The organism is Azospirillum mesophilum, assembly GCF_053470405.2.
This window is the reverse complement of sequence record NZ_JBPXMQ020000004.1, coordinates 62,835-85,270: the sequence shown is the minus strand read 5'-3', so window position 1 is coordinate 85,270 and position 22,436 is coordinate 62,835. Positions and strand designations below refer to the sequence as shown.

The 22,436-nt window shown below is 70.1% G+C and carries 19 protein-coding genes; 15 read left to right on the top strand and 4 right to left on the bottom strand.

Annotated elements, in window-relative coordinates:
- Positions 1-25: 25 nt before the first annotated feature.
- Both ACSVC7_RS06360 and ACSVC7_RS06355 read right to left on the bottom strand, forming a co-directional pair.
- Positions 26-2,020, bottom strand: a complete 1,995-nt coding sequence (locus ACSVC7_RS06360) for an oxidoreductase (protein ID WP_448203810.1) — start codon at positions 2,018-2,020, stop codon at positions 26-28.
- A 7-nt stretch (positions 2,021-2,027) separates the two neighbouring features.
- Positions 2,028-3,647 (bottom strand): AMP-binding protein, encoded by a 1,620-nt coding sequence (locus ACSVC7_RS06355; RefSeq protein WP_448203809.1) that lies wholly within the window; start codon positions 3,645-3,647, stop codon positions 2,028-2,030.
- Positions 3,648-3,854: 207 nt separating this feature from the next.
- Between ACSVC7_RS06355 and ACSVC7_RS06350 the strand changes: the two genes are divergently transcribed.
- From ACSVC7_RS06350 to ACSVC7_RS06335, 4 genes are all read left to right on the top strand, one after another.
- Positions 3,855-4,565: a TetR/AcrR family transcriptional regulator gene (locus ACSVC7_RS06350; protein WP_448203808.1), complete on the top strand. Its 711-nt coding sequence runs from the start codon at positions 3,855-3,857 to the stop codon at positions 4,563-4,565.
- Positions 4,566-4,692: 127 nt separating this feature from the next.
- Positions 4,693-5,835, top strand: a complete 1,143-nt coding sequence (locus ACSVC7_RS06345) for a CaiB/BaiF CoA transferase family protein (RefSeq protein WP_448203807.1) — start codon at positions 4,693-4,695, stop codon at positions 5,833-5,835.
- 234 nt (positions 5,836-6,069) lie between these two features.
- Positions 6,070-7,131 (top strand): amidohydrolase family protein, encoded by a 1,062-nt coding sequence (locus ACSVC7_RS06340; protein ID WP_448203806.1) that lies wholly within the window; start codon positions 6,070-6,072, stop codon positions 7,129-7,131.
- 58 nt (positions 7,132-7,189) lie between these two features.
- Positions 7,190-8,437: an ABC transporter substrate-binding protein gene (locus ACSVC7_RS06335; protein WP_448203805.1), complete on the top strand. Its 1,248-nt coding sequence runs from the start codon at positions 7,190-7,192 to the stop codon at positions 8,435-8,437.
- 204 nt (positions 8,438-8,641) lie between these two features.
- Here the strand turns inward: ACSVC7_RS06335 and ACSVC7_RS06330 are convergent, their stop codons facing one another.
- Positions 8,642-9,532, bottom strand: coding sequence for an IclR family transcriptional regulator (locus ACSVC7_RS06330; RefSeq protein WP_448203804.1), 891 nt, complete (start codon positions 9,530-9,532; stop codon positions 8,642-8,644).
- A gap of 205 nt (positions 9,533-9,737) precedes the next feature.
- Between ACSVC7_RS06330 and ACSVC7_RS06325 the strand changes: the two genes are divergently transcribed.
- The 9 genes from ACSVC7_RS06325 to ACSVC7_RS06285 are packed head-to-tail and all read left to right on the top strand — an operon-like array spanning position 9,738 to position 18,739.
- On the top strand, positions 9,738-11,423 hold the full coding sequence (locus ACSVC7_RS06325; RefSeq protein ID WP_448203803.1) for an AMP-binding protein: 1,686 nt from the start codon (positions 9,738-9,740) through the stop codon (positions 11,421-11,423).
- A 44-nt stretch (positions 11,424-11,467) separates the two neighbouring features.
- A complete protein-coding gene (locus tag ACSVC7_RS06320; RefSeq protein WP_483508092.1) occupies positions 11,468-12,496 on the top strand; it encodes a TRAP transporter substrate-binding protein in 1,029 nt (342 codons plus the stop codon).
- Positions 12,477-13,073 (top strand): TRAP transporter small permease, encoded by a 597-nt coding sequence (locus ACSVC7_RS06315; RefSeq protein WP_448203801.1) that lies wholly within the window; start codon positions 12,477-12,479, stop codon positions 13,071-13,073. Before ACSVC7_RS06320 ends, ACSVC7_RS06315 begins: the two co-directional genes overlap by 20 nt.
- The gene (locus ACSVC7_RS06310) at positions 13,070-14,344 is read left to right on the top strand and encodes a TRAP transporter large permease (RefSeq protein WP_448203800.1); all 1,275 of its coding nucleotides are present in this window, start codon (positions 13,070-13,072) and stop codon (positions 14,342-14,344) included. The genes ACSVC7_RS06315 and ACSVC7_RS06310 overlap by 4 nt, the downstream gene beginning before the upstream one ends.
- Positions 14,323-15,129 (top strand): enoyl-CoA hydratase/isomerase family protein, encoded by an 807-nt coding sequence (locus tag ACSVC7_RS06305; RefSeq protein WP_448203799.1) that lies wholly within the window; start codon positions 14,323-14,325, stop codon positions 15,127-15,129. Before ACSVC7_RS06310 ends, ACSVC7_RS06305 begins: the two co-directional genes overlap by 22 nt.
- 54 nt (positions 15,130-15,183) lie before the next feature.
- A complete protein-coding gene (locus ACSVC7_RS06300) occupies positions 15,184-16,074 on the top strand; it encodes a 3-hydroxyacyl-CoA dehydrogenase (RefSeq protein WP_448203798.1) in 891 nt (296 codons plus the stop codon).
- 1 nt (position 16,075) lies between these two features.
- A complete protein-coding gene (locus tag ACSVC7_RS06295; RefSeq protein WP_448203797.1) occupies positions 16,076-17,083 on the top strand; it encodes an aldo/keto reductase in 1,008 nt (335 codons plus the stop codon).
- A 1-nt stretch (position 17,084) separates the two neighbouring features.
- Complete coding sequence (locus tag ACSVC7_RS06290; RefSeq protein ID WP_448203796.1) at positions 17,085-18,248, top strand: thiolase C-terminal domain-containing protein; 1,164 nt, start codon at positions 17,085-17,087, stop codon at positions 18,246-18,248.
- Positions 18,249-18,280: 32 nt separating this feature from the next.
- Positions 18,281-18,739 (top strand): Zn-ribbon domain-containing OB-fold protein, encoded by a 459-nt coding sequence (locus tag ACSVC7_RS06285; protein WP_448203795.1) that lies wholly within the window; start codon positions 18,281-18,283, stop codon positions 18,737-18,739.
- A 42-nt stretch (positions 18,740-18,781) separates the two neighbouring features.
- Here the strand turns inward: ACSVC7_RS06285 and ACSVC7_RS06280 are convergent, their stop codons facing one another.
- A complete protein-coding gene (locus ACSVC7_RS06280; protein WP_448203794.1) occupies positions 18,782-19,477 on the bottom strand; it encodes a FadR/GntR family transcriptional regulator in 696 nt (231 codons plus the stop codon).
- A 141-nt stretch (positions 19,478-19,618) separates the two neighbouring features.
- On the opposite strand from ACSVC7_RS06280, the gene ACSVC7_RS06275 reads away from it, so the two are divergent.
- Both ACSVC7_RS06275 and ACSVC7_RS06270 read left to right on the top strand, forming a co-directional pair.
- Positions 19,619-20,851, top strand: a complete 1,233-nt coding sequence (locus tag ACSVC7_RS06275) for an ABC transporter substrate-binding protein (protein WP_448203793.1) — start codon at positions 19,619-19,621, stop codon at positions 20,849-20,851.
- Positions 20,852-20,885: 34 nt separating this feature from the next.
- On the top strand, positions 20,886-22,436 hold the full coding sequence (locus ACSVC7_RS06270; RefSeq protein WP_448203792.1) for an amidase: 1,551 nt from the start codon (positions 20,886-20,888) through the stop codon (positions 22,434-22,436).

Sequence of the window (22,436 nt, the reverse complement as noted above, 5' to 3'; positions counted from 1 at the left end):
TCCTCCCTGACTTTTTATGTTCGTTTCAGCAGGACAGCGCCGTGACGGGCGGCGCGGTCGCCGGGCCGCCGTCGCGCGTGAAGGCGCGGACGGCGCGGTGGGCGTCGTGCACCGCGTCGCCGATCCGCCCGACCTCCCGGCTGTCGCCGATGACGAGGGTCGGCAGGCCCGCCGCGCGCAGGCCGTCGGCCAGGGCGTTGTCGGGCAGCCGGCCGAGCGCCAGCAGGACGCGCCCCGCCGCCCGGTGATGCCCACGGCCCTCCGCGTCCCGCAGGACGGCGTGGCCGTCGCCGACCGAGGCAAGCTCCAGCCCCGTTTCGATGCGGATGCGCGGGTTGCCCTCCAGCCGGGCAACGAGCTGGCGGCGGTAGACGTACTGCGCCCGGCGGGCCAGCCGACGTTCCGGCGATCGGCCGACCAGCAGCACCTCCCGGCCCTGTTCCGCCGCGTGCTCGGCGCATTCGCAGCCGGTCTCCCCGGTGCCGAGGATGACGACCGGTCCGTCGGCCAACGGCGCTTGGCCAGTCAGCACGTCGTGGGCGAAGGCGACCTGCGGGTGGTCGATGCCGGGGACCGACAGCGCGCGGTTCCCCGCGCCCGTCGCGACGACCGCCAGGGCCGGGTCGAGCGCGAGCACGTCCGCGACCTCCGCCGCGGCGCCCAGGCGGACCTCAACCCCGGCCGCCGTCAGGCGCCCGACCAGATAGTCGCGGTACCAGAAGAACTTGTCCTTGCCGGGTGGGGTCGCCGAGGCGACGAGGCCCAGGCCGAGTTCGCCCGCCCGCTCGAACAGCGTGACGCGGAAGCCGGCGTCGTGCAGAAGCAGCGCCGCGACCATGCCGCCGGGACCGCCGCCGACCACCGCCGCCCTGCGCCCGTCGCCGGACCGCAGCAGCGGCGGTTCGGTCTCCCGCCCGGCGCGGGGATTCTCCGCGCAGCCCAGCGGCTTGTGGGCCAAAAGCTGGTCCACGCACCAGTTGCAGGAGGTGCAGGGGCGGATGGCCGCCACGTCGCCCCGCCGGGCCTTGTCCGGCCATTGCGGGTCGGCCAGCAGGGCGCGGCCGAGCGCCACGAAGTCAGCCGAGCCGTCCGCCAGGGCCGCCTCGGCGACCTCCGGCCGGCGGATGACGCCGACGGTCAGCACCGGCGCTCCGGCGGCGTCCCGCAACCGGCGGGCCAGCGGGATGCGCCAGCCCTCCGGCGCCGAAACCGGGTCGACGTTGCGGTCCAGCCGCTCCGCCGTGCCGGTGGAGACGTGCAGCGCGTCCGCACCCGCCGCGACCAGACGCGGGGCCATCGCCACCGCCTCGTCCAGCGTGGTGCCGCCCTCGACGAACTCCTCGGCGGACAGGCGGAAGAGCACCGGGTGGTTGCCGGCCCCGCGCCGCACCGCCGACACCACGGCCAGCGGGAAGCGCAGGCGGTTGTCCAGCGACCCACCATAGGCGTCGGTGCGCCGGTTGGCGGCCCCGGACAGGAAACCGCCGATCAGGTAGCCGTGCGCGCCGTGGATTTCGACCGCGTCGTAGCCGGCGGCGATGGCGCGCGCGGCGGCCGCCTCGAATTTCCGGATCAGCGCCTCGATCTCCGGCACGGTGATCGCGCGCGGCTCCTCCCGGTACACCCGGCAGGCGATGGGGGACGCGGCGATGGGCTGCACTCCGCCGGTGAAGCGCCGCAACGTCTGCCGCCCGGCGTGGAACAGCTGAAGGCAGGAGCGCGCGCCTTGCGCGGCGATGGCCGTGGTCAGGCGGCGGTGGCTGTCGATCAGCGCGTCGTCGTCGATGGCGAGCTGCGGCGCCCCGCCGAGCCCGAGCGGGCGGTCGACGCAGGCATATTCCACGATCACCATCCCCACCCCGCCGGCCGCGCGGGCGGCGTAGTAGGCGAGCATCGCGTCCGACACCGAGCCGTCCGGCGCGGCCAGATTGGATTCCATCGGCGCCATCACCAGTCGGTTGCGCAGATCCAATCCGCGCAGCCGGCCGGGGGAGAAAAGGGTGGGGAAGGGCGTGGTCATGCGCGCCTCACGCCCGCGCCGGGGACAGGGCATCGGCGGCGTTCAGGCGTTCGTCGGCCATGTCGCGCAGCACGTTCTTCTTCACCTTCGCGCCGTTCGGCCCATCGGTGACCGGCATGGCGTCCAGCGCGAAGACCCGCACCGGGACCTTGTAGACGGCAAGCCGCGCCCGGCAGGCGGCGAGCATCGCCGGCTCGTCCAGCGTGCGCCCGTCCTCCAGGACGACGAAGGCCACCGGGCGCGTTCCGGCGGAACAGGAGGCGGCGACCACCTGGCAGGTGACGACGCCCGGCGTGGCGAGGATGACGTCCTCGATCTCGGTCGGGCTGACCAGATAGCCGCCGATGCGCAGCACGTCCTTCATACGCGCGATGAACAGGAAGCCGCCGTCCGGCAGCCGCAAGCCGAGGTCGCCGGTCCGCAGCCAGCCGTCGTCGGTGAAGGCGGCGGCGGTCGCGGCCGGATCGTTCAGGTAGCCGGCCATGGCGTTGGGCGCGCGCAATTCGATGGCACCGGTCGTGCCGTCGGGCAGCAGCGCGCCGCTTTCCGGGTCGCGCACCCGAACGGCGGCCTGGGCGCAGACCGGCAACCCGCCGCCCTGGGAGCGGCGCTCCAGCGGCGCGTCGGGCGGCTGGGCGGCGAACATGGCGAGCGTTTCGGTCATTCCGTAAAAGCCGCGCAGCAGCACGCCGTGCGCCTCCGCCCGGCCTGGGAGCACGCCGGTGAGTGCCGGCGTGAAGTTGGCGTGGCCGAACATGCGCAGGGCGGGGAAAGGCTTCCCTTCCGGCACCACGGCCAGGATCTTGTCCAGCATGTCGTCGGTGCCCAGCATGTGGGTGACGCCATGGTCAATGAGCAGGCGTGCGGCCTCCTCCGGAACGAAGCTTTCCATCAGGACGATGGGCCGCTGCGCCCGCAGGGTGGTGAGGGCGAGCGTGTAGCCGAAGGCCCCGCACATCGGGATTCCCAACAGCAGCGAGGTGCCCGGCTCCAACAGGCCGACCGCGGCTGCGGCGTCGCCGACGTGGCGGCAGTTCCGCTCCTGCGTGTGCAGGACCAGCTTCGGCGCGCTGGTGGTGCCGGAGGTGGACAGGATCAGGCAGACGTCGCCGGGTTGGCCGTCGGCGGCGGAGCCGTCGGTTCCATTCTCGGCCAGCAGCGCGTCGAGGCTTGCCTGCGCGATGCCATCCAAGACCGGGGCCAGCACAGGAGCGTCAGGGCCACAGGTGACGACGAGGGACAGGGACGACCGCTGCTCCGGCGGCACGGCGCGCAGCACCTCCACGCACAGGCCGTCGCGATGGCCGGGGGCGAGCACCACGGCGCGGCAACCGGTCCGGGCGAGCAGGCTGCCGACTTCGTGGCTGCCGAAACGCACGTTCAGCGGCACCACCGCCACGCCGAGGCGCGAGCAGGCCATGGCGACGGTGAGCCATTCCGGCACGTTGGTCAGCCACAGCGCCAGCCGGTCGCCGCGCGACAGGCCGCGCTGTTTGAGCGCGGCGGCGAGGCGGGCGGAGCCGCGCCGCAGGGCGCCGTAGGTGACGGTGCGGCCCGGGGTGACCACGGCCGGCGCCTCGTCGGGCGCGCCTTCCAGCATCTCGAAAAGCCGGGACGAGGACGGCATGCCGGTTTCCTCCCTTGAATGTCGTTTTTTGGATTTTTTGGATTCTTGGTGCGGCCGATCGTTGGGCCTGCGGAAAATAAAGTCACACGTGAATGTTTTCGCTGTCAACACGTTTGATGGTGTATGCTAAATTATCCGTCGCACGGAGCAGATGGCCGCCGGCACAGGCCGGCCGTCCCCACCGGAGAGAGGATGGAGCAGTCCCCCATGGCCCCGCCAAACACGAGCAACGCCGCCGATCTCCGGGACCAGGCAACCCGACGGGAGGCGCGCCGGCCGCAGCAGGAGCGCAGCAGCTCCACCCGCAAGAAGCTGGTGCGGGCGACCATCGACCTGCTGGTCGAGCGGGGCTACGCCAGCGTCACCACGCCCGACATCGCCGACCGCGCCGGTGTGTCGCGCGGCGCGCTTCAGTATCATTTCGCGTCAAAGGACGAGATTTTCTTTGCCGCCATCGAGGAGATCACCCGCTGGATGGACGAGGAGATGAACCTCGGCCTGTTCACCGGCCTTCCGGTGGTCGAGCGGGTCGACCGCGTCGTCAGCCAGTACTGGAGCGTGTTCGGCAACAACGATTACATCGCAGCGCTGGAAATCCGCCTTTACGAACGCTTCAACGAAGGGCTGCACGACAACATCCGGACCAAGCTGGGCAAGGTCACCGAGACGCGCGATCTGGAGTGGGTGCGCCTGTTCGCCGACTCGCCCATGGACACCGCGACCGTCGTCCGCTTGCGGCGCATGGTGCTGGACACCTTGCGCGGCTTCGCCCTCCGGCGGATGCAGGAGGGGCCGGACATCGACATGGCGCCGCACCTCGCGCTGTTGAAGAGCTTCGTCGCCGGTGTGCTGCTGCACGGGTCCGATCTGGCCGGCCTGGAGCGGCCCAAGGGAAACGGCAAAAATCATCACGTGTGATTTTTTCTGGTTGCGGCTCCGCGTGTCTCGCCTATAATCAGCGTAGCAAACAAAAACGGTGGCGCCAGACCGGGCGCCGCCCGGCCACCTTCGCCAAAACGTGGAGGCGTGCCGGAGGGAGGGTGCGATGAGCGAAACGCCGACGGGTCCGCTGGTCGGGCTGCGGGTCATCGAAGTCGCCGGAATCGGGCCGGGTCCCTTCTGCGCCATGATGCTGTCGGACATGGGCGCCGAGGTCATCCGCATCGACCGGGAGGCCGTGCCCGACGCCGGCATCGACATTCCGCCCGCCTGCAATGTCACCAACCGCGGCCGGCGGTCGGTGGTGCTCGACCTCAAAAGCCGGGGTGGGGTCGAGGCGTTCAAGCGGCTGGCGGCCCAGGCCGATGCGCTGATCGAAGGGTTCCGACCGGGCGTGATGGAACGGCTCGGCCTCGGGCCGGACGCGCTGCTGGCGGTCAACCCGCGGCTGGTCTATGGCCGGGTCACGGGGTGGGGGCAGGACGGGCCGCTGGCGAAGGCCGCCGGGCATGACCTCAACTACATCGCCCTGACCGGCCTGCTGCACGCCATCGGCCCGGCCGACCGGCCGGTGCCGCCACTGAATCTCGTCGGCGACTATGGCGGCGGCGCCCTGTATCTGGCCTTCGGCATCGTCTGCGCCTTGCTGGAGCGCGAGCGGTCCGGGAAGGGGCAGGTGGTGGACGCGGCGATGGTGGATGGCGCGGCCTCGCTGGGCGCTGCGCTGTTCGGGCTGCTGCGGGCCGGCTTGTGGCGCGACCGGCGGGAAAGCAACCTGCTGGACGGTGGAGCGCCGTGGTACGGCGTCTATGAGGCCAAGGACGGCAAACACGTCGCCATCGGGCCGCTGGAGCCGCGCTTTTACGACACGCTGCTGAAACTCCTCGGCCTGGAGGACGCCGCGCTGCGCGACCGGAGCGAGGCGAACTGGGGCCGCCTGCGGACCGCCTTCGCGGATGCCTTCCGGACGCGGACGCGCGACGAGTGGTGCGCTCTGCTGGAGGGAACGGACGTCTGCTTCGCCCCCGTCCTGTCCCTGGCGGAGGCGCCGCAGCACCCGCACGCAACGGCGCGGGGGGCCTTCGTCGAGGTGGACGGGGTGGTCCAGCCGGCGCCCGCGCCGCGCTTCAGCCGGACGAAGCCCGCCGTCCAGGGGCCGCCCCCCGCACCGGGAGAGCACACGCGCGCGGTTCTGGCGGACTGGGGCTTCTCAACGGACGAGATCGACCGCCTGTCGCCCGGACGCTGAGCGGGGAGACGCCATACGGTCTGATTGTTTTTGTTGGTCCGGCTTTGGGCCGAATGGGCTCGTCATCGCTGGTGTGGCAAGCGAGTTGGGCACGAAAAAAGTCAGAAAAGAATGGTTCTGGTTACTGAGGGAGAGGGAGGATATGCACGCTTTGCAAACACAGGACGTCTCGTTGACGGAGATCGGCGCGGCGGACATTGGTCCCCGCCGGTACCGCAGCAACCGGGGGGCGCCATGACGACCACCGTCTACGCGGGCAAGCAGGCCTCCATCCTGCCGTCCGCCGATCCGGCGTGGCTCGCCAAGCGGCAGGAACCGATCCTGGAGCCCGACCTGCCGATCATCGACCCGCACCATCACCTGTGGGATCTCCCGCGCCAGCCGCGCTACCTCGCGGAGGAACTGCTGCGGGACGCCACCGCCGGCCACAATGTCCGCGGCACGATCTTCACCGACTGCACCGAAGCCTACCGCACCGACGGGCCGGAAAACATGCGCCCGGTCGGCGAAACCGAATTCGTCGCCGCCATCGCCGAGGCGAGCAGGGGCGGCGCCTACGGTCCGGTCGCGCTGTGCGCGGGCATCGTCTCCTACGCCGACCTGCGCGAGGGGGATGGCGTCGCCGCCGTGCTGGAAGCGCACATCGAGGCGGGGCGCGGCCATTTCCGGGGCATCCGGCAATCCACCGCCTGGGACCCCCACCCCGAGATCCGCACCACCATGCGCACCCCGCCGCAGGGGCTGCTGCTCGACCCGCAGTTCCGCAGGGGTTTCGCGCGTCTGGCGCCGCTGGGGCTGACCTTCGATTCCTGGGTTTACCATCACCAGCTATCGGACGTCGCGGACCTCGCGCGTTCCTTCCCGGACACCACGATCATCCTCGACCACGTCGGCGGCCCGATCGGTGTCGGTCCCTACGCCGACAATCGCGCCGAGGTCTTCGAGGTCTGGAAGGCCGGCATTCTGGAGGTGGCGCGCTGCCCCAACGTGCATGTCAAGATCGGCGGTTTGGCGATGCGGCTGAGCGGCTTCGGCTTCCACGAGTGGCCCGAACCGCCCTCGTCCGAACAGCTCGCCGGGGCGTGGCGCCCCTATGTCGAAACCTGCATCGACGCGTTCGGGCCGCAGCGCGCGATGTTCGAAAGCAATTTCCCTGTGGACCAGCTGTCGTGCAGCTACGCCGTCCTGTGGAACGGCTTCAAGCGGCTGGCCGCCGGCCACAGCGCCGACGAGAAGGCGGACCTGTTCGCCGGGACCGCGGCGCGGGTCTACGGGCTTGCGGAGGTGCTTGCCTGACGGGCGGGACCCGCGAACGACCAACAAAAATCGGGCAAGCAAAAATCGGGAGGAAGAGATGTCGTTTTCGAAGGGGCTGTTGGGGACCGCGTCGTTCCTGGCCGCGCTGGCGGCGGCCACGGCGGCGGGCGCACAGACGATGAAGCCCGAGGTGAAAATCGGGGTCCTGACCGACATGAGCAGCGTGTTCTCCGACGCGGTCGGCGCCGGGTCGGTGCTTGCCGCAGAGATGGCGGTGGAGGACTTCATCGCGGCCGAGAAGCCCGGCTTCAAGATCAAGGTCGTTTCGGCCGACCACACCAGCAAGGCCGACGTGGCCTCCAGCATCGCGCGCCGCTGGTTCGACGAGGATGGGGTGGACGTCCTCACCGACGTGGCCGGCGCCTCGGTGACGCTGGCCGTGTCGAACATCGGCGCGGAGAAGAACAAGCTCGTGCTCGCCACCGCCTCCGGGCAGAACAGCCTGTCGAGCGAGGATTGCAAGCCGACCCTGCTGCACTGGACCTACAACACCCGCGCCGTCGCGGCGACGACCGCCAAGGCCGTGACCGAGGCCGGTGCCAAGAGCTGGTACTTCGTGACCGCCGACTACGCCGGCGGCCGCTCGCTGGAGGAGGACGCCACCATTGGCGTGAAGGCGGCCGGCGGCAAGGTGCTCGGCTCGTCCAAGCACCCGTTCAACAACCAGGACTTTTCCTCGCAGATCCTGACGGCGCAAGGGTCGGGCGCGCGGGCCATCGGCTTCGGCAGCGCCGGTCCCGACGCCATCAACGCCGTGAAGCAGTCCAACGAATACGGCCTCGCCGGCAAGGTCGCGCTGGTGCCGCTGATGCCCATGGTCACAGACATCAACTCGCTGGGCCTGGAGATGACCAAGGGGATGTATGTGACCGAGCCCTTCTACTGGGACCTGAACGACCAGACGCGCGCCTGGTCGCAGCGCTTCTTCAAGGCGCGCAACAAGATGCCGACCATGGTGCAGGCCGGGCTCTATTCCGCCGTCACCCACTATTTGAAGGCGGTCAAAACGGCGAAGACGGCGGACACCGACGCGGTCCTGGCGGCGATGCGCAGCACGCCGGTCAACGACATGTTCACGAAGAACGCCCACATCCGCGCCGACAACATCGTGCTGCGGGACATGTATCTGTTCCAGGTGAAGGCCCCGTCCGAGTCCAAGTATCCGTGGGACTATTACAAGTTCGTGCGGACCGTCCCCGGCGACGAGGCGTTCGCGCCGTTGTCGGAAAGCAAGTGCCCCCTGGTCAAGCAGGAAGGCGTGAAGCAGGAGGCGGCCAAGAAGTAGGCCGCCGTCATCCCTCGCCCGCCTCCGGCGGGAGAGGGAGGGGCCCATGCGCAGCATGGGAGGGTGAGGGCAAGGTTTTGCCGAGAGTCCAGAAAAAGTGGACTGAGGATTCTCGCAAAAACCTTGCCCTCACCCTCCCGCTTCGCGGGTCCCTCCCTCTCCCAGCGGGGCTGGGAGAGGGCAAAACGCGGTCAAAAGGCCCTATCAGAGATGGGGCAGGGCGGGGGCGAGCGCGCGGCTGACCTCGGCCAGTTCGGCGGCCAGCCGTTCGGCGCGGGTCGGGTCGTACTGGTTGATGAACATGGTCGCGGTGCAGGCCATCAGCGGGCCGCCATGCTCGTTGAGGATGGGCACGGCGACCGAGGCGGTGCCCAGCGCGTAGTTCCCGTTGTCCAGCGCCCAGCCGCGCCCGGCCGCATCCTCGACCTCCGCCAGGAAGGCGTCGAAGGACAGGGGATGGTCCCAGCGGATGGACGCGAACTGCGCCTTCAGCGCGCCGCGCGACAGCCCGGCATGCGCCGCCATCAGGCGGCCGGCGGCGCCGATCAGCAGGGGAAGCCTCTGCCCGACGCTCATCTTGATGCGCATGTTGCCGGCGCCCAGGGCTTCGAGCACGAGCATCATGCGGTCCACGGAGATGCGGCGCCACAGGGTGACGGTGACGTTGTGCTCCCGCGCGATGCGCTCCATGATCGGGCGGACCACGTTGACGTCGCTGGCGACCGTGGCGGCGCCGCGGGCCAGTTCCATCACGCCGAGGCCGATGGAGTAGACCTTCCCCACCGGGTCGAAGCGCACGTAGTCCTCCTGCGCCAGCGTGCGCAGGATGTTGAAACAGGTGCTGGTGTTCATGTCCAGCTCCTGCACGATGTGGGTCAGGCTGACCGGAGCCGGGGCACGGCTCAGGAACTTCAAAATCCGGATGCCGTTCAGGACGGCCCCGACCGACTTGCCGGCGTCCGGCCCCTGGCTCGGCACAGCCTCGCCCTCGGCCGGGACGGGCAGGGGCGGCGCCGCGCGCCGGCTGGGTGGACGGCCGCGCTTGCGCTTGGCGGTTTCGGGGCTTGCCTTGGCTTCCGCTTTGTTCGCCGACACTCCAGGCTCCTTTCCCTGTCCGTCCCCATCCTGCGCCAGTTCATCCTGCGCCAACTGGGCACGTCCCCTCAACCCGTCCGTGGCCTATTTTCTATTTTTTCAGAAAGAATTTCTCCATAGAGAAAAAAGCCGTTGCGCACCCCTCGGGGGCGGGGTAGGGTATTGTTGAGATCACGAACAATCGGCGCTGCCGCCGTTGCCGGTGATGTCTCCATGCGAAGCATTGAGAGGCCGTCCGACAATGCTCACCTACCCCCATTTCACGCCTCATTTTCCAAAGGACCGGTGGACTCTGCCCGCCGTTTTGGAACATCAGGCGGCTGTTCGGCCGGACCGGCCCTGTTTGTCCTGGACCGACGCCGGACCGGCGCATTCCTTTTCGGACGTCAACGGCATCGCCAACCGTCTGGCGCGTGGCTTCGCCAAGCGTGGCGTGGGCAAGGGCGACTTCGTTGTCCTGTTCCTGCCGAATGGACTGGGGTACGTGTTCGCCTGGTACGGCCTCAGCAAGCTGGGCGCCGTGGAGGTGACCGTCGGCGATTCCTATAAGGGCGACTTCCTGCGCCATCAGATCTCGCTGAGCAAGGCGAAGATCGTCGTCACCACCGCCGAACTGGCGCCGCGTCTGGCGGAAATCGAAGACTCGCTGACGCATGTCGAGCATTGCATCCTGCTGGACGGCGACGACGCCGGCTTCCGGCGCATCACGGTCAGCCGCTTTGCCGACCTGTATGACGAGGACGCGAGCAACCTCGGCACGCCGCTGACACCGCGTGACCTTGCGGCGGTGCTGTTCACGTCGGGCACGACGGGGCTGTCGAAGGGCGTGCTGATGTCCCATTCGCAGTTCTATTTCTTCGCCGAGGAGGACGTGCAGCTTGTCGGGCTGACGGAGGACGACGTCTACATGACGGGCTTCCCGCTGTTCCACGGCAACGCCCAGTTCCTGACCGTGTACCCCTGCCTGATCGCCGGGGCGCACTGCGTCCTCTACCCGCGCTTCAGCGCGTCGGACTTCATCGGCCGGGCGCGGCGGTCGGGGGCGACGGTGTGCAACCTGCTCGGCTCCACCATGGCCTTCATCCTGGCGCAGCCGCCGCAGCCCGACGACCGCGACCACCGGCTGTCGCGCATCTACGCCGCCCCGCTGTCGCCCGACCTCGCCGGCACCTTCACCGAGCGTTTCGGCGTGTCGGAGTTCGTCGACGGCTTCGGGCAGACGGAGATCTCCAACGTCTTCCAGACCCCGCGCGGCGCCAAGCGCCCGCCCGGCGCCTCGGGCGTGCTGATGGACCAGTGGTTCGAGGTCCGCCTCGCCGATCCCGAAACCGACGAGGAGGTGCCGGAGGGCGAGGTCGGCGAGCTGCTGGTCCGCCACAAGGCGCCGAACATCATGTGCGAGGGCTACCTCGGCATGCCGGAAAAGACGGTGGAGACGTGGCGGAACCTGTGGTTCCACACGGGCGACGCCATGCGCCGCGACGCGGAGGGCTGGTACTACTTCGTGGACCGGGTCAAGGACGCGCTGCGGCGGCGCGGCGAGAACATCTCCTCCTTCGAGGTGGAGTCGGTGGTCCGCACCCACCCGGCCGTGGCCGAATGCGCGGTGGTCGGCGTCAAGGCCGACGAGGAGGGCGGCGAGAACGAGGTGATGGCCTGCGTCGTCCTCAATCCCGGCGCGACCCTGTCCTTCGAGGACCTCGTGCGCTGGTGCGACGCGCGGATGCCCGCCTTCATGGTGCCGCGCTTCATCGAGGTGGTGGACGAACTGCCGCGCACGCCGTCGCAGAAGATCCGCAAGAAGGACCTGCGCGACCGCGGCGTGACCGCCGCCACCTGGGATCGCGTCCGCTCCGGCTGCGCGCTGGCGGGCGGGCGCAAGCGGGCCTGAAACCGCTTTTATTCAAAAAAAGCCGACGAGAATGGGAGGAAGGCATGCTCATGAGAGGACACCTGTGCCTGTGCGCCGGCGCGCTGGCCGCCTACGCCGGGCTGACGCCCCCGGTCCGGGCCGCGGAGCCCCTGAAGATCGCCGACTATCTCCCGCCGACCCACTACTTGGTCGAGGTCGGCCTGAAGCCGTGGATGGAGGAGGTCACCAAGGCCACCAACGGCGCCCTGACCTTCCAGCATTTCCCCTCCCAGCAGCTCGGCAAGGGGTCGGAGATCCTGCGCGTCACCCAGACGAACGTGGCGCAGATCGGCGTGCTCGGCGTGTCCTTCGCCGCCGACAAGATGGAGCTGTCCAACGTCGCCCAGCTGCCCGGCATGTTCCAGAGCGGCTGCGAGGGCCTGCGCGCCTACATGAGCGGGGTGAAGGCGGGCACCATCGCCACCTACGACTTCGCCAAGAACGGCGTGCACCTGCTGTACCCGGTCGTGCTGCCGCCGTTCCAGCTGGAGACCAAGGCGAAGGAGGTCACGGGGCCGGACGACCTGCGCGGCCTGAAGATCGCCGTGGCGACGCGGGCGGGCGAGCTGATGATGAACAAGCTCGGCGCGGTGCCCATGCGCATCTCCTCCGGGCCGGAGACCTACGAGCTGCTGTCGCGCGGCACCATCGACGGCTACGCCTTCGCGCTGGAAAGCGCCGTGACCTACGACCTCGTTCCCATGACCAGCTATTCGACCAACAACGGCAGCTTCGGCGGGCAGGTGGTCGTCACGGTGATGAACGACCAGACCTGGAAAAAGCTGGACCAGCCGGCCAGGGACGCCATCACGAAGGCGTCGGACGCCGCCGCCCGGCGCGTGTGCGAGCGGGTCGACCAGGGCGTCGCCAACGCCCGCGAGAAGATGGCGGCGGCCGGCACCAAGATGGTGGAGCTGTCCCCGCAGGCGGTCGCCGGGTTCAACGCCGTCTCCGCCTCCCTCGCCGACGAGTGGGCCAAGGAGCTGGACCAGCGCGGCCGGCCCGCCAGCAAGGTGCTGAAGGAGTTCCGCGATGCCCTCGGAGCACGCTGAGCACGGGATCCCCGTGCCTCCGCCGGCCAGCGGCACGGTCGGCCGGCTGCTCGCCCGGATCGAGCACGCCACCGACACCGCCGCCGCCGCCGTCATGTTCGCCACCATGGCGATCGTGGCGCTGGACGTGGTCATGCGCTACGTGCTGCTCAGCCCGTTCGCCTGGGCGCCCGACCTGCTGACGCTCTACCTGATCCCGGGCATGTTCTTCCTGGGGCTGCCCGGATCCTACGCCAACGGCGCGCACATCGCGGTCGACATCCTGGTGCCGAAGCTGCCGCCGGCGATGCGCCTGCGCGTCCTTCTTCTGGGCCGCGTGATCACGCTGCTGCTGTTCGCGATCCTGGCGGTCTTCGGCACCGACCGGCTGATCGACGCGATCGGCGAGGGCGAGGTGGTGCCGAGCGTCACGCTGAACTGGCTGGTCTGGCCGTCGGCGGCGCTGGTTCCGGTCGGCTCCCTGCTGGTGATGCTGCGCGCGGCGGAGCGGCTGGTGGTCGAAGGCTGCACGCTGCTCGCCGTCACCCGCCGGCCGGGCACGGCCCTGCCCCTGTCGATGGACAAGGTGGCGAAATGATCGTACCGATTCCCCTGTTCCTGCTGTTCCTGATGCTGGCGCTGGCGGTTCCCGTCGGCTTCGCCATGGCGCTGTCGGGGACGCTGGGCCTCTACCTGATGGGCGGCTGGGAGACCGTGCGCGGCGTCCTGACCACCACCCCGCTGTCCACCGTCAGCGGCTACGAGCTGATCACCATCCCGATGTTCCTGCTGATGGCGGAGTTCATCCTGGTCAGCGGCGTGGCCGATGGCCTGTTCCGCGCCGCCGCGGCCTGGATCGGCCGGGTGCGCGGCGGGCTGGGCATGGCGACGACGCTGGCCGGGGCCGGCTTCGCCGCGATCTGCGGCACCAGCACCGCCGCCGCGGCGACCCTGTCGGCCACCACCCTGCCAGCGATGATCAAGCAGGGGTACGAGCCGCGCATGGCCTCGGGCGTCGTGGCGATTTCCGGCACGCTGGCGATCCTCATCCCGCCGTCCGTCGGCTTCATCATCTACGGGCTGATCGCCGAGGTGAACATCGGCAAGCTGCTCATCGCCGGGCTGCTGCCGGCGGTGGTCGTCACCGCGACCATCCTGCTGACCATCTACGTGCTGGTCCTGCTGGACCCGACCCGCGCGCCGCCGGTGGCCGGGGTGTCCTGGGCGGAGAAGGTCCGGCTGCTGCGCCTGACGCTTCCCATCGTGCTGCTGTTCGCCTTCGTCACCGGCATGATCTACAGCGGCATCGCCACCCCGACGGAGGCGGCGGCGCTGGGCGCGGTGGGGGGCTTCGTCCTGGCGCTGACCAGCGGGCGGCTGACCGTCGCGTCCTTCCGGTCCTGCCTGGTGAAGGCGGTCTACGGCAGCGCCATGGTCATGATGATCGTCATGGGTGCGGCCGTGTTCGGCTATTTCTTCACGCTGACGCAGGATTTGGTCACCTGGGTCGGCGCGCTGCATGTGTCGCGCTGGGTCATCATCGCGGTGATCCTGATGGGATACCTGCTGCTCGGCTGCTTCATGGACCAGACGGCGATCCTGATCCTGACCGTGCCCATCGTCCTGCCGATCATCAAGTCGCTGGGCTTCGACCCGATCTGGTTCGGCGTCGTCAAGATCGTGACGGCCGAGGTCGGCCTGATCACGCCGCCGATCGGCCTGAACTGCTTCGTCGTCGCCCGCTATTCCGGCATGCCGGTGGGCGAGGTGTTCCGCGGTTCCCTCCCGCACTTCATCGCGCACCTGTTCGCGCTTGCCATCCTCGTGGCCTTTCCGGAGATCAGCCTATGGCTGCCGAGCAAGATGTAAGGGGCGAGGACGCGGTCCTCGTCGAACGGCGGGGCGGCGTCGGCGTCGTCACGCTGAACCGCCCCGCCGCGATGAACGCCATCAACATGGCCGTGCGCACCGGCCTGACCCGCGCCTGCCGCGACCTGGAGGCGGATCCGGAGGTCCGCGCCGTCCTGTTCCGGGGAGCGGGCACCCGCGCCTTCTGCGTCGGCGCCGACATCAAGGAGTTCCGCCCGGTGGACTCCCCCGTCGCGGCGCGGCGCAGCGACCCGGCTGTGGGCTACGTCGACGCCGTGGCGTCCCTGACCAAGCCGACCGTCGCGGCCATCCAGGGCTTCTGCCTGGGCGGCGGGTTCGAGATCGCGCTCGCCTGCGACATCCGCGTCGCCTCCGCCGACGCCCTGTTCGGCCTGCCGGAGATCAACCTCGGCCTCATTCCCGGCGCCGGGGGCACGCAGCGCCTGCCGCGGCTGATCGGCGTCGGCCGCGCGCTCGACCTGATGCTGACCGGGGAGCGGTTCGGCGCGGAGGAGGCGTTACGGCTTGGCGTCGTCACCCGCCTCGCACCGTCGCCGGAGGCGCTGACCGACCTGACCCTGGAACTGGCCCAGGGCATCGCCGCCAAGTCGCCGGTCGCCGCCGCTTACCTGAAGGAGGCTGTCCTGGCCGGGACCGACCTGCCGCTGAGCGACGGGATCGCCCTGGAGAAGACCCTCTTCACGCTGCTGCTGACCACCGAGGACCGGATGGAAGCGGCCGCCGCCTTCCGCGAAAAACGCCGCCCCGTCTTCAAGGGGCGCTGAACGACAGTCTGGCACGGCCGTCCAGGCGCCGGGCCGAAACGAGGTGAACCATCGATGAACGCTGACAATGTGGTCGTGGTGGGGGCCGGCATCATGGGCCGCGGCATCGCCCACGCCTTCGCGGTGCGCGGCCATCCCGTGGCGCTGTTCGACGTGAAGGCCGCCGCGCTCGACGACGCGCTGGGCGCCATCCGCAAGATCCTGGCCGACGCGGTGGCGCTCGGCAAGCTGACCGAGGACGAGGCCGCCCGGACGCTGTCCAACATCACCCCGGCGACCGATCTGGCCGCCTGCGCCGAGGGCGCGGCGCTCGTCGTGGAAACGGCGTCGGAGCGGCTGGACGTGAAGATCGAGATCATCCGGACCGTCGATCCGGTGGTGCGGCCGGACGCCATCATCGCGACCAACACCTCCGCCCTCAGCATCACCGAGATCGCGGCGGCGTCGCAGCGTCCCGGCCGGGTCGCCGGCATGCATTTCTTCAACCCCGTCCACAAGATGAAGCTGGTCGAGATCATCCGCGGCCTCGCCACGGAGGAAGCCGTGGTGGAGCGGCTGAAGGCGTGGGCGGAGGCGGTCGGCAAGACCTCCATCGTGGTGAACGAGGCGCCGGGCTTCACGACCAGCCGCATGTCGGCGCTGCTCGGCAACGAGGCGATGTACATGCTGGAATCCGGCGTCGCCACCGCCGAGGACATCGACACCGCGCTCCGTCTTGGACTCGGCCACCCGATGGGGCCGCTGGAACTCGGCGACATGACGGGATGGGACACGCGGCTGGCGGTCCTGACCTACCTGCACCAGACGCTGGGCGAGAAGTTCCGACCCTGTCCGCTGATCGTCAAGATGGTCAAGTCGGGCCGCACCGGCCGGAAGGTCGGGCGGGGCGTCTACACCTACGAGAACGGGGCGAAGGTGCCCGGTTCCGGCCTGAGGAGTGCCTGAGATGCGCACCGTCGATCTGGGCCGCTCCGGCCTGAAAAGCTCCGCCCTCGGCCTTGGGTGCATGGGCATGTCGGAATTCTACGGGCAGGGGGACGAGGCGGAATCCCAGCGCACGCTGGCCCGCGCGGTGGAGCTGGGCATCACCATGCTCGACACGTCCGACCTCTACGGGCGCGGCGAGAACGAACGGCTGATCGGCCGCTTCCTGAAGGGACGCCGGCGGGACAGCGTGCAGATCGCCACCAAGTTCGGCATCCTCCGCGATCCGGACGGGCCGGAGGGCAGCACGCACGACCGTGATCTCGACAATTCGCCGGAGCACATGCGCCGCTCCTGCGAGGCCTCGCTGACGCGGCTCGGCACCGATGTCATCGACCTTTACTACGTGCACCGCCACGATCCCGCGCGGCCCATCGAGGAGGTGGTCGGCGCGCTGGCCGATCTGGTGCGCGAGGGGAAAATCCGCGCCATCGGCCTGTCGGAGGTGCCGCCGGACATCCTGCGGCGCGCCCAGGCCGTCCATCCCATCGCCGCGCTCCAGTCCGAATATTCGCTGTTCACGCGCGACGTGGAGCGCGAGGTGCTGCCGACCTGCCGCGAACTGGGCGTCGCCTTCCTGCCCTACAGCCCGCTCGGCCGGGGCATCCTGACCGGCCGGATCACCAGCACGGCCGACCTCAGCCCCAACGACCTGCGGCTGGCCTCGCCGCGCTTTTCCGGCGACAGCCTCGCCCGCAATCTGGCGCTGCTCGACCGGGTCCGGTCGGTGGCGGCGGCGCACGGCGCGACGCTCGGCCAGATCGCGCTGGCGTGGCTGCTGAACCAGGGCGACGACATCCTGCCGATCCCCGGCACCAAGCGGGTCAAGTATCTGGAGGAAAACGCCGGTTCCGTTGCCATCCGCCTGAGCCCGGACGAGCTGGCCCATCTCGACCACGCCATCGCGCCGGATGAGGTCGCGGGATCGCGCCATTGGGTTCCGGCCACACCCGCGAACGCGCGGGGCTGACATGACGATCCGCGACCGCACCGCCATCGTCGGGGTGGGGGCGACGCCCTACTACAAGCGCGGACGCTCCGCCCCGCAGACGCTCGACGAGCTGGTCGGCAAGGCGATCATCGCCGCCGCCGCCGACGCCGGGCTGGACGTCGCCGCCATCGACGGCTTCGCCTATTTCGCCGGCGGCTTCGACACCGGCGCCCTGGTCGAGACGCTGGGCATCCCGGAGGTCCGCTACACCGCGACCCTGACCGGCAGCGGCGGCGGATCGGCGGGCGCCGTGGGGCTGGCCGCGTCGGCCATCGTGTCCGGCATGGCCGAGGTGGTGGTCTGCGTCGGCGGCGTGCAGCAGAGCACGCTGCGCTACGGCGCCATGCCCACCAGCTACGCCCCCTCGCCGGAAAGCGCCTTTTACCAGTCCGCGGGGCTGGTGGGGCCGGGGCACATGTTCGCCCTGCTGGCGCGGCGGCACATGCACCTGTACGGCACCAAGCGCGAGCATTTCGCGGAGGTGGCCTTGTCCACCCGCGCCAACGCGGTGACCCATCCGGCGGCGCTGATCCGCAAGCCGCTGACGCTGGACGAGTACATGGCGGCGCCGCTGATCGCCGACCCGCACTGCCTTTACGACTTCTGCCTGGAATCGGACGGCGCGGTGGCGGTGATCCTGACCAGCGCCGAGCGGGCGCGGGATTTGAGGCGCAAGCCCGTCTACGTCCACGCCTCCGCCCATGGCGGGGCGGGGGACTGGGGGCGGTCGATCTACTGGATGAACATGCCGGACGAGACCTTCGCCTCCTCCGGCCACGCGGCGGTCGCCAAGCGGCTCTACGCCGCGTCCGACGTGGGGCCGGCGGGCATCTACGTGGCCCAGATTTACGACCACTTCACCTCGCAGGTCATCATGCAGCTTGAGGACTACGGCTTCTGCGGCAAGGGGGAGGGCGGGCCGTTCGTCGCCGGCGGCGCCATCCGCTTCGACGGCGGGTCGATCCCGGTCAACACCGACGGCGGCCAGCTGTCCGGCGGCTACATCTGGGGCATGAGCCACGTCCGGGAGGCCGTGGAGCAACTGCGCGGCTGCGCCGCGAACCAGGTGCGGGACGCCGAATTCGCGCTGGTGACCGGCGGGCCGTCGAACATCCCGGTCAGCGGCCTGATCCTGCGGAGATGACGATGGAAGAAGCGACGAAGGAAGAAACGACAATGGACCGGCGCATTGCCAGACGACCGCCGGAATCCCTGTTCCAGCTGGTCACCGATGCCTGGACGAAACCCTATTGGGACGCCGCCGCCGAAGGGCGGCTCGCCATCCCGCGCTGCGCCGGCTGCGGCACCTTCCGCATGCCGCCGACCCCCTTCTGCCCGCGCTGCCGCTCGCAGGCGCTGGACTGGGTGGCGGTGTCCGGCCGGGGGACGCTCTACTCCTACTCGGTGGTCGAGCGGGCCATCGTGCCGGACATGGAGCAGGCCGTGCCCTACGTGACCGCGGTGGTCGAACTGGCCGACGCGGGGGGCGTGCGGCTGATCACCAACATCGTCGACGCCCGGATCGGCGACCTGACGGTCGGGGCCCCCGTCCGTGCGGTGTTCGACCGGCGTGCGGACGGGGTCGCCGTTCCGCGATTTGTTCTGGACGCGCACGGCGAAGGGCCGGCCGGCTGACCTCGACGGACGAGACACCGTCGACGGCTCCATCCGGCGATGTCAGCTCGCCGCGAACGGCACCTTCAGGCGCTCGGCGGCGCGGGCGATGTGGTGGCGCATGGCGACCGCCGCGACGTCGCCGTCGTGACGCTCCAGCGCGCGGATGACGGCCTCGTGCTCCTGCACCGGTTCCATCAGGCGCTCGCGGTCGCCCAGCGGCAGGCGCTGCGATTCCAGGATCACCGGCTTGTAAAGCTGGATGATTTCCCGCACCGCGCGGTTCCCGGCGAGTTCGATGATCGCGATGTGCAGGTCGAAGTCGCGCTCCGTCGCCGCCGGCAGATCGCCGGAGGTGAGCGCATCGAGCATGGCGGCGTTGATCGCGCGCAGCCGCGCCACGTCCTCCGCCGCCGCGTGCCGGGCCGACAGGCGCACGGTGAAGCCCTCCAGCGCGTAGCGGAGCTGGTAGACCTCGGCCTCCGAATAGCGGTCGCTGAAGCGCCAATGCTCGGCTGCGGGCAGGCGCTGTTCCGCAGGGGCGCGGACGAAGGCCCCCCGGCTCGGCTCCACCCGGATCGCGCCCAGGCTTTCCAGCTGGAGGACGGCTTCGCGCAGCGAGGCACGGCTGACGCCGAAGCGCTCCGCCAATTCGCGTTGCGGCGGCAGGCGGCTGCCCGGCTCCAGTTCGCCGTCGGCGATCATGCGCTGGAGGCGCTGCACCACCTGCTGCGTGATCGGGCGCCATTTCTGGTCCATGCGCGCCTTTCCTCCTCCCTTTGGCCGGATTGACGATTGTTCGCGCAGCAAACTATTGTGCGGAAGCGGTCCGACCGGTCAGACCAAGAATCATACGCGAGACGCCGCCGGCGGGCCACCAATTCGGGGAGGAGACGAGGCATGTCCAGGAGCGTGGTTGGACAGAGTGTCGGGCTCGCCGTCCTGCTGGCCGGGACCGCCCTGTCGGGCGGGGCGCTGGCGCAGGGCGGCGAGCCGATCCGCGTCGGCGCCATCATCGCGCAGTCGCCGCCGGGTTCGGTGGTGCAGGGCACCCAGGTCAAGGACGGGCTGGAGATCGCCCGCGACATGATCAACAAGCAGGGCGGCGTGCTCGGCCGGCCGGTCGAGATCCTCTACGAGGACGGCCAGGGCGTGCCCGAGAAGGGGCGCGCCGCGGCGGAGAAGCTGATCACCCGCGACAAGGTCGTGGCGCTGACCGGCGAGCACCAGAGCTCCAACGTGCTGGCGGAAATCGAGGTGGCCAAGCGCTACAACGTCCCCTACGTCAACACCAACGGCTGGTCGGACGACATCCGCAAGAAGGGCTACAAGCAGGTCTTCAATCCCAACAACTACAACACGCGCGTGGCCTCCGCGATGGCCGAGGTGATCGCGCAGATGGGCGTGAAGTCCGTCGTCACCTTCGCCGAGAACACCGACTACGGCCTGGGGCAGGCGCAGGCGCTGGCGCAGTTCGTCAAGGAGAAGGCGCCCAACGTCAGCTACCGCTACGAGCGGATGGACCGCGCCTCGAAGGACTACACCCCGGCCATCCTGGCGCTGAAGGGCAACCCGCCGGACATGGTGATCAACGCCATGCTGCCGCCCGGCGCCTACATCATGATGAACCAGCTCTATGAACAGGGCGTGGCGCCGACGGCGAAGACGTGGTTCTACGACGGTGCCGGCATCGTCGATTACCCGGACTTCTGGGACAACGTGACCGAAGCTGGCAAGGACATGATCGTGTTCGGCCTCTACCACCCCAGCATGCCGATCCCCGATCTCGGCAAGCAGGTGGGCGAGGAATACAGGAAGCGCACGAAGAACGAGCCGAACCGCCTGATCTTCCAGGCCGCGGACTCGCTGTTCGTGATCGCCGACGCCATCAAGCGCGCCAACTCCACAGAGCCGGACGCGGTGATCGCCGCCATGCAGAAGACCAACTTCACCGGGACGCGGGGCACCATCACCTACTCCGACAAGCCGGGCTACACGTTCCAGCAATGGGTGGACATCCCCTACGTCACCTTCCAGGTGACCGAGGTGAAGCAGCCGCTGGACAAGACCCCGCTGGTCCAGGCGCCGGGAATGCCCTTCGACATGAGCAAGCTGGCCAAGCCGGCGAAGTGAAAGCCCTCTCCCGGAGCGGGTTTTGGAGGTCGGCATGATCTTCGACGACAATCTCGCCTCCCGGCTGGAGGCCATGGCGGCGCTGCACGGGCTGCCGGACCGCGAGCGTGCGGAATTCTGGGCGGAGCGGCTGCGCATGAACCGCGCGGAGGTGGAACGCTTCGCCGCCGCGCCCGCCGTGGACGATGCCCCGCATCTGAGCCCGGACCGTCCCCCGCTGGCTTTCCCGGACGCCGCGGCACCGTCACCGGCGACGGGCGTGGCGGAGGTTGCCCGCCGCGTCATGGCCGGGGAGTTGGATCCGCGGGCGCGGCTCGACGCGCGGCTTGACCGCATCCGGCGGGGGGCGGCGCTGAACGCCTTCATCACGGTGGACGAGGCCGGGGCGCGCGCCCAGGCCGACGCCGTGGCGGCGGGGGCGCGGGCCGGGCGGCTCGCCGGGGTGACGGTGGCGGTGAAGGACTTGGTGGCGGTGCGCGGGCTGGCGACCACCGGCGGCACGCGGGCCGTCGCCCCCCGCGTCGCGGCGGAGGATGCGCCGGTGGTGGCGCGCCTCAGGGCGGAGGGGGCGGTCATCGTCGGCACCACCAACCTGCACGAACTCGCCTACGGCATCACCAGCGCCAACCCGCATTTCGGCGCGGTCGGCAACCCGCGTGGGGCCGGGCGGCTGCCCGGCGGTTCCTCCGGCGGCTCGGCGGCGGCGGTCGCGGCGGGCATGGCGGAACTCGCCATCGGCACGGACACCGCCGGGTCCATCCGCATTCCGGCGGCCTGCTGCGGTGTGGTGGGCTTCAAGCCGAGCTACGACGCGCTGCCGCGCACCAGCGTGCTTGACCTCGCCCCCTCCCTCGACCATGTCGGGCCGCTGGCAGCCAGCGTCGCGGACACCGCGCTGATGTTCGAGGTGATGGCGGGGCTGGACCCCGGCCAAGTGACCGGGCCGGTCGCCGCGCTGGCGGGCCGGCGCTTCCGGCTGGTACGGCCGGCGAACTTCTTCATGGACCTCGTGACGCCGGAGGTGGCGCGGCTGTTCGGCGCGGCGCTGAAGCGGCTGCTGGCCGCCGGCTTCACCGTGCAGGACCGCACCATCGCCGACATCGATCTCGCCCCGGCCGTGCAGTTCTTCACCATCGCCCCCGAGGCCACCCAGGGGCACGAGGCGCTGGCCCTGCGCGGGACGGAGGGGCTGGGCGAGGACGTGCGGGTGCGGCTGGAGATCGGGCGCTTCCTGCGCGCCGCCGACTACGTCAAGGCGCAGCGCCTGCGCCGGCACCTCACGCGCACCCTGCTGGCGTCGCTCGATGGGGCGGACGCGCTGGTGCTGCCGACGCTGCTGTCCACCGCGCCGCCGGCCGGTGCGGCCAGCGTGGACGTGGGCGGTACCAGCCTGCCGGTGCACACCGCGCTGACCCGCTGCACCGCCCCGTTCAACCTCGCCGGAATGCCGGCGCTGACGCTGCCCTGCGGCGAGGATGCGGACGGGCTGCCGGCATCCCTGCAGATCGTCGGGCGGCCGGGCGAGGACGTGGCGGTGCTGGGCATCGGCGCAGCGGTCGAGGCGGTTCTGGCGGGGAGGGGGTAA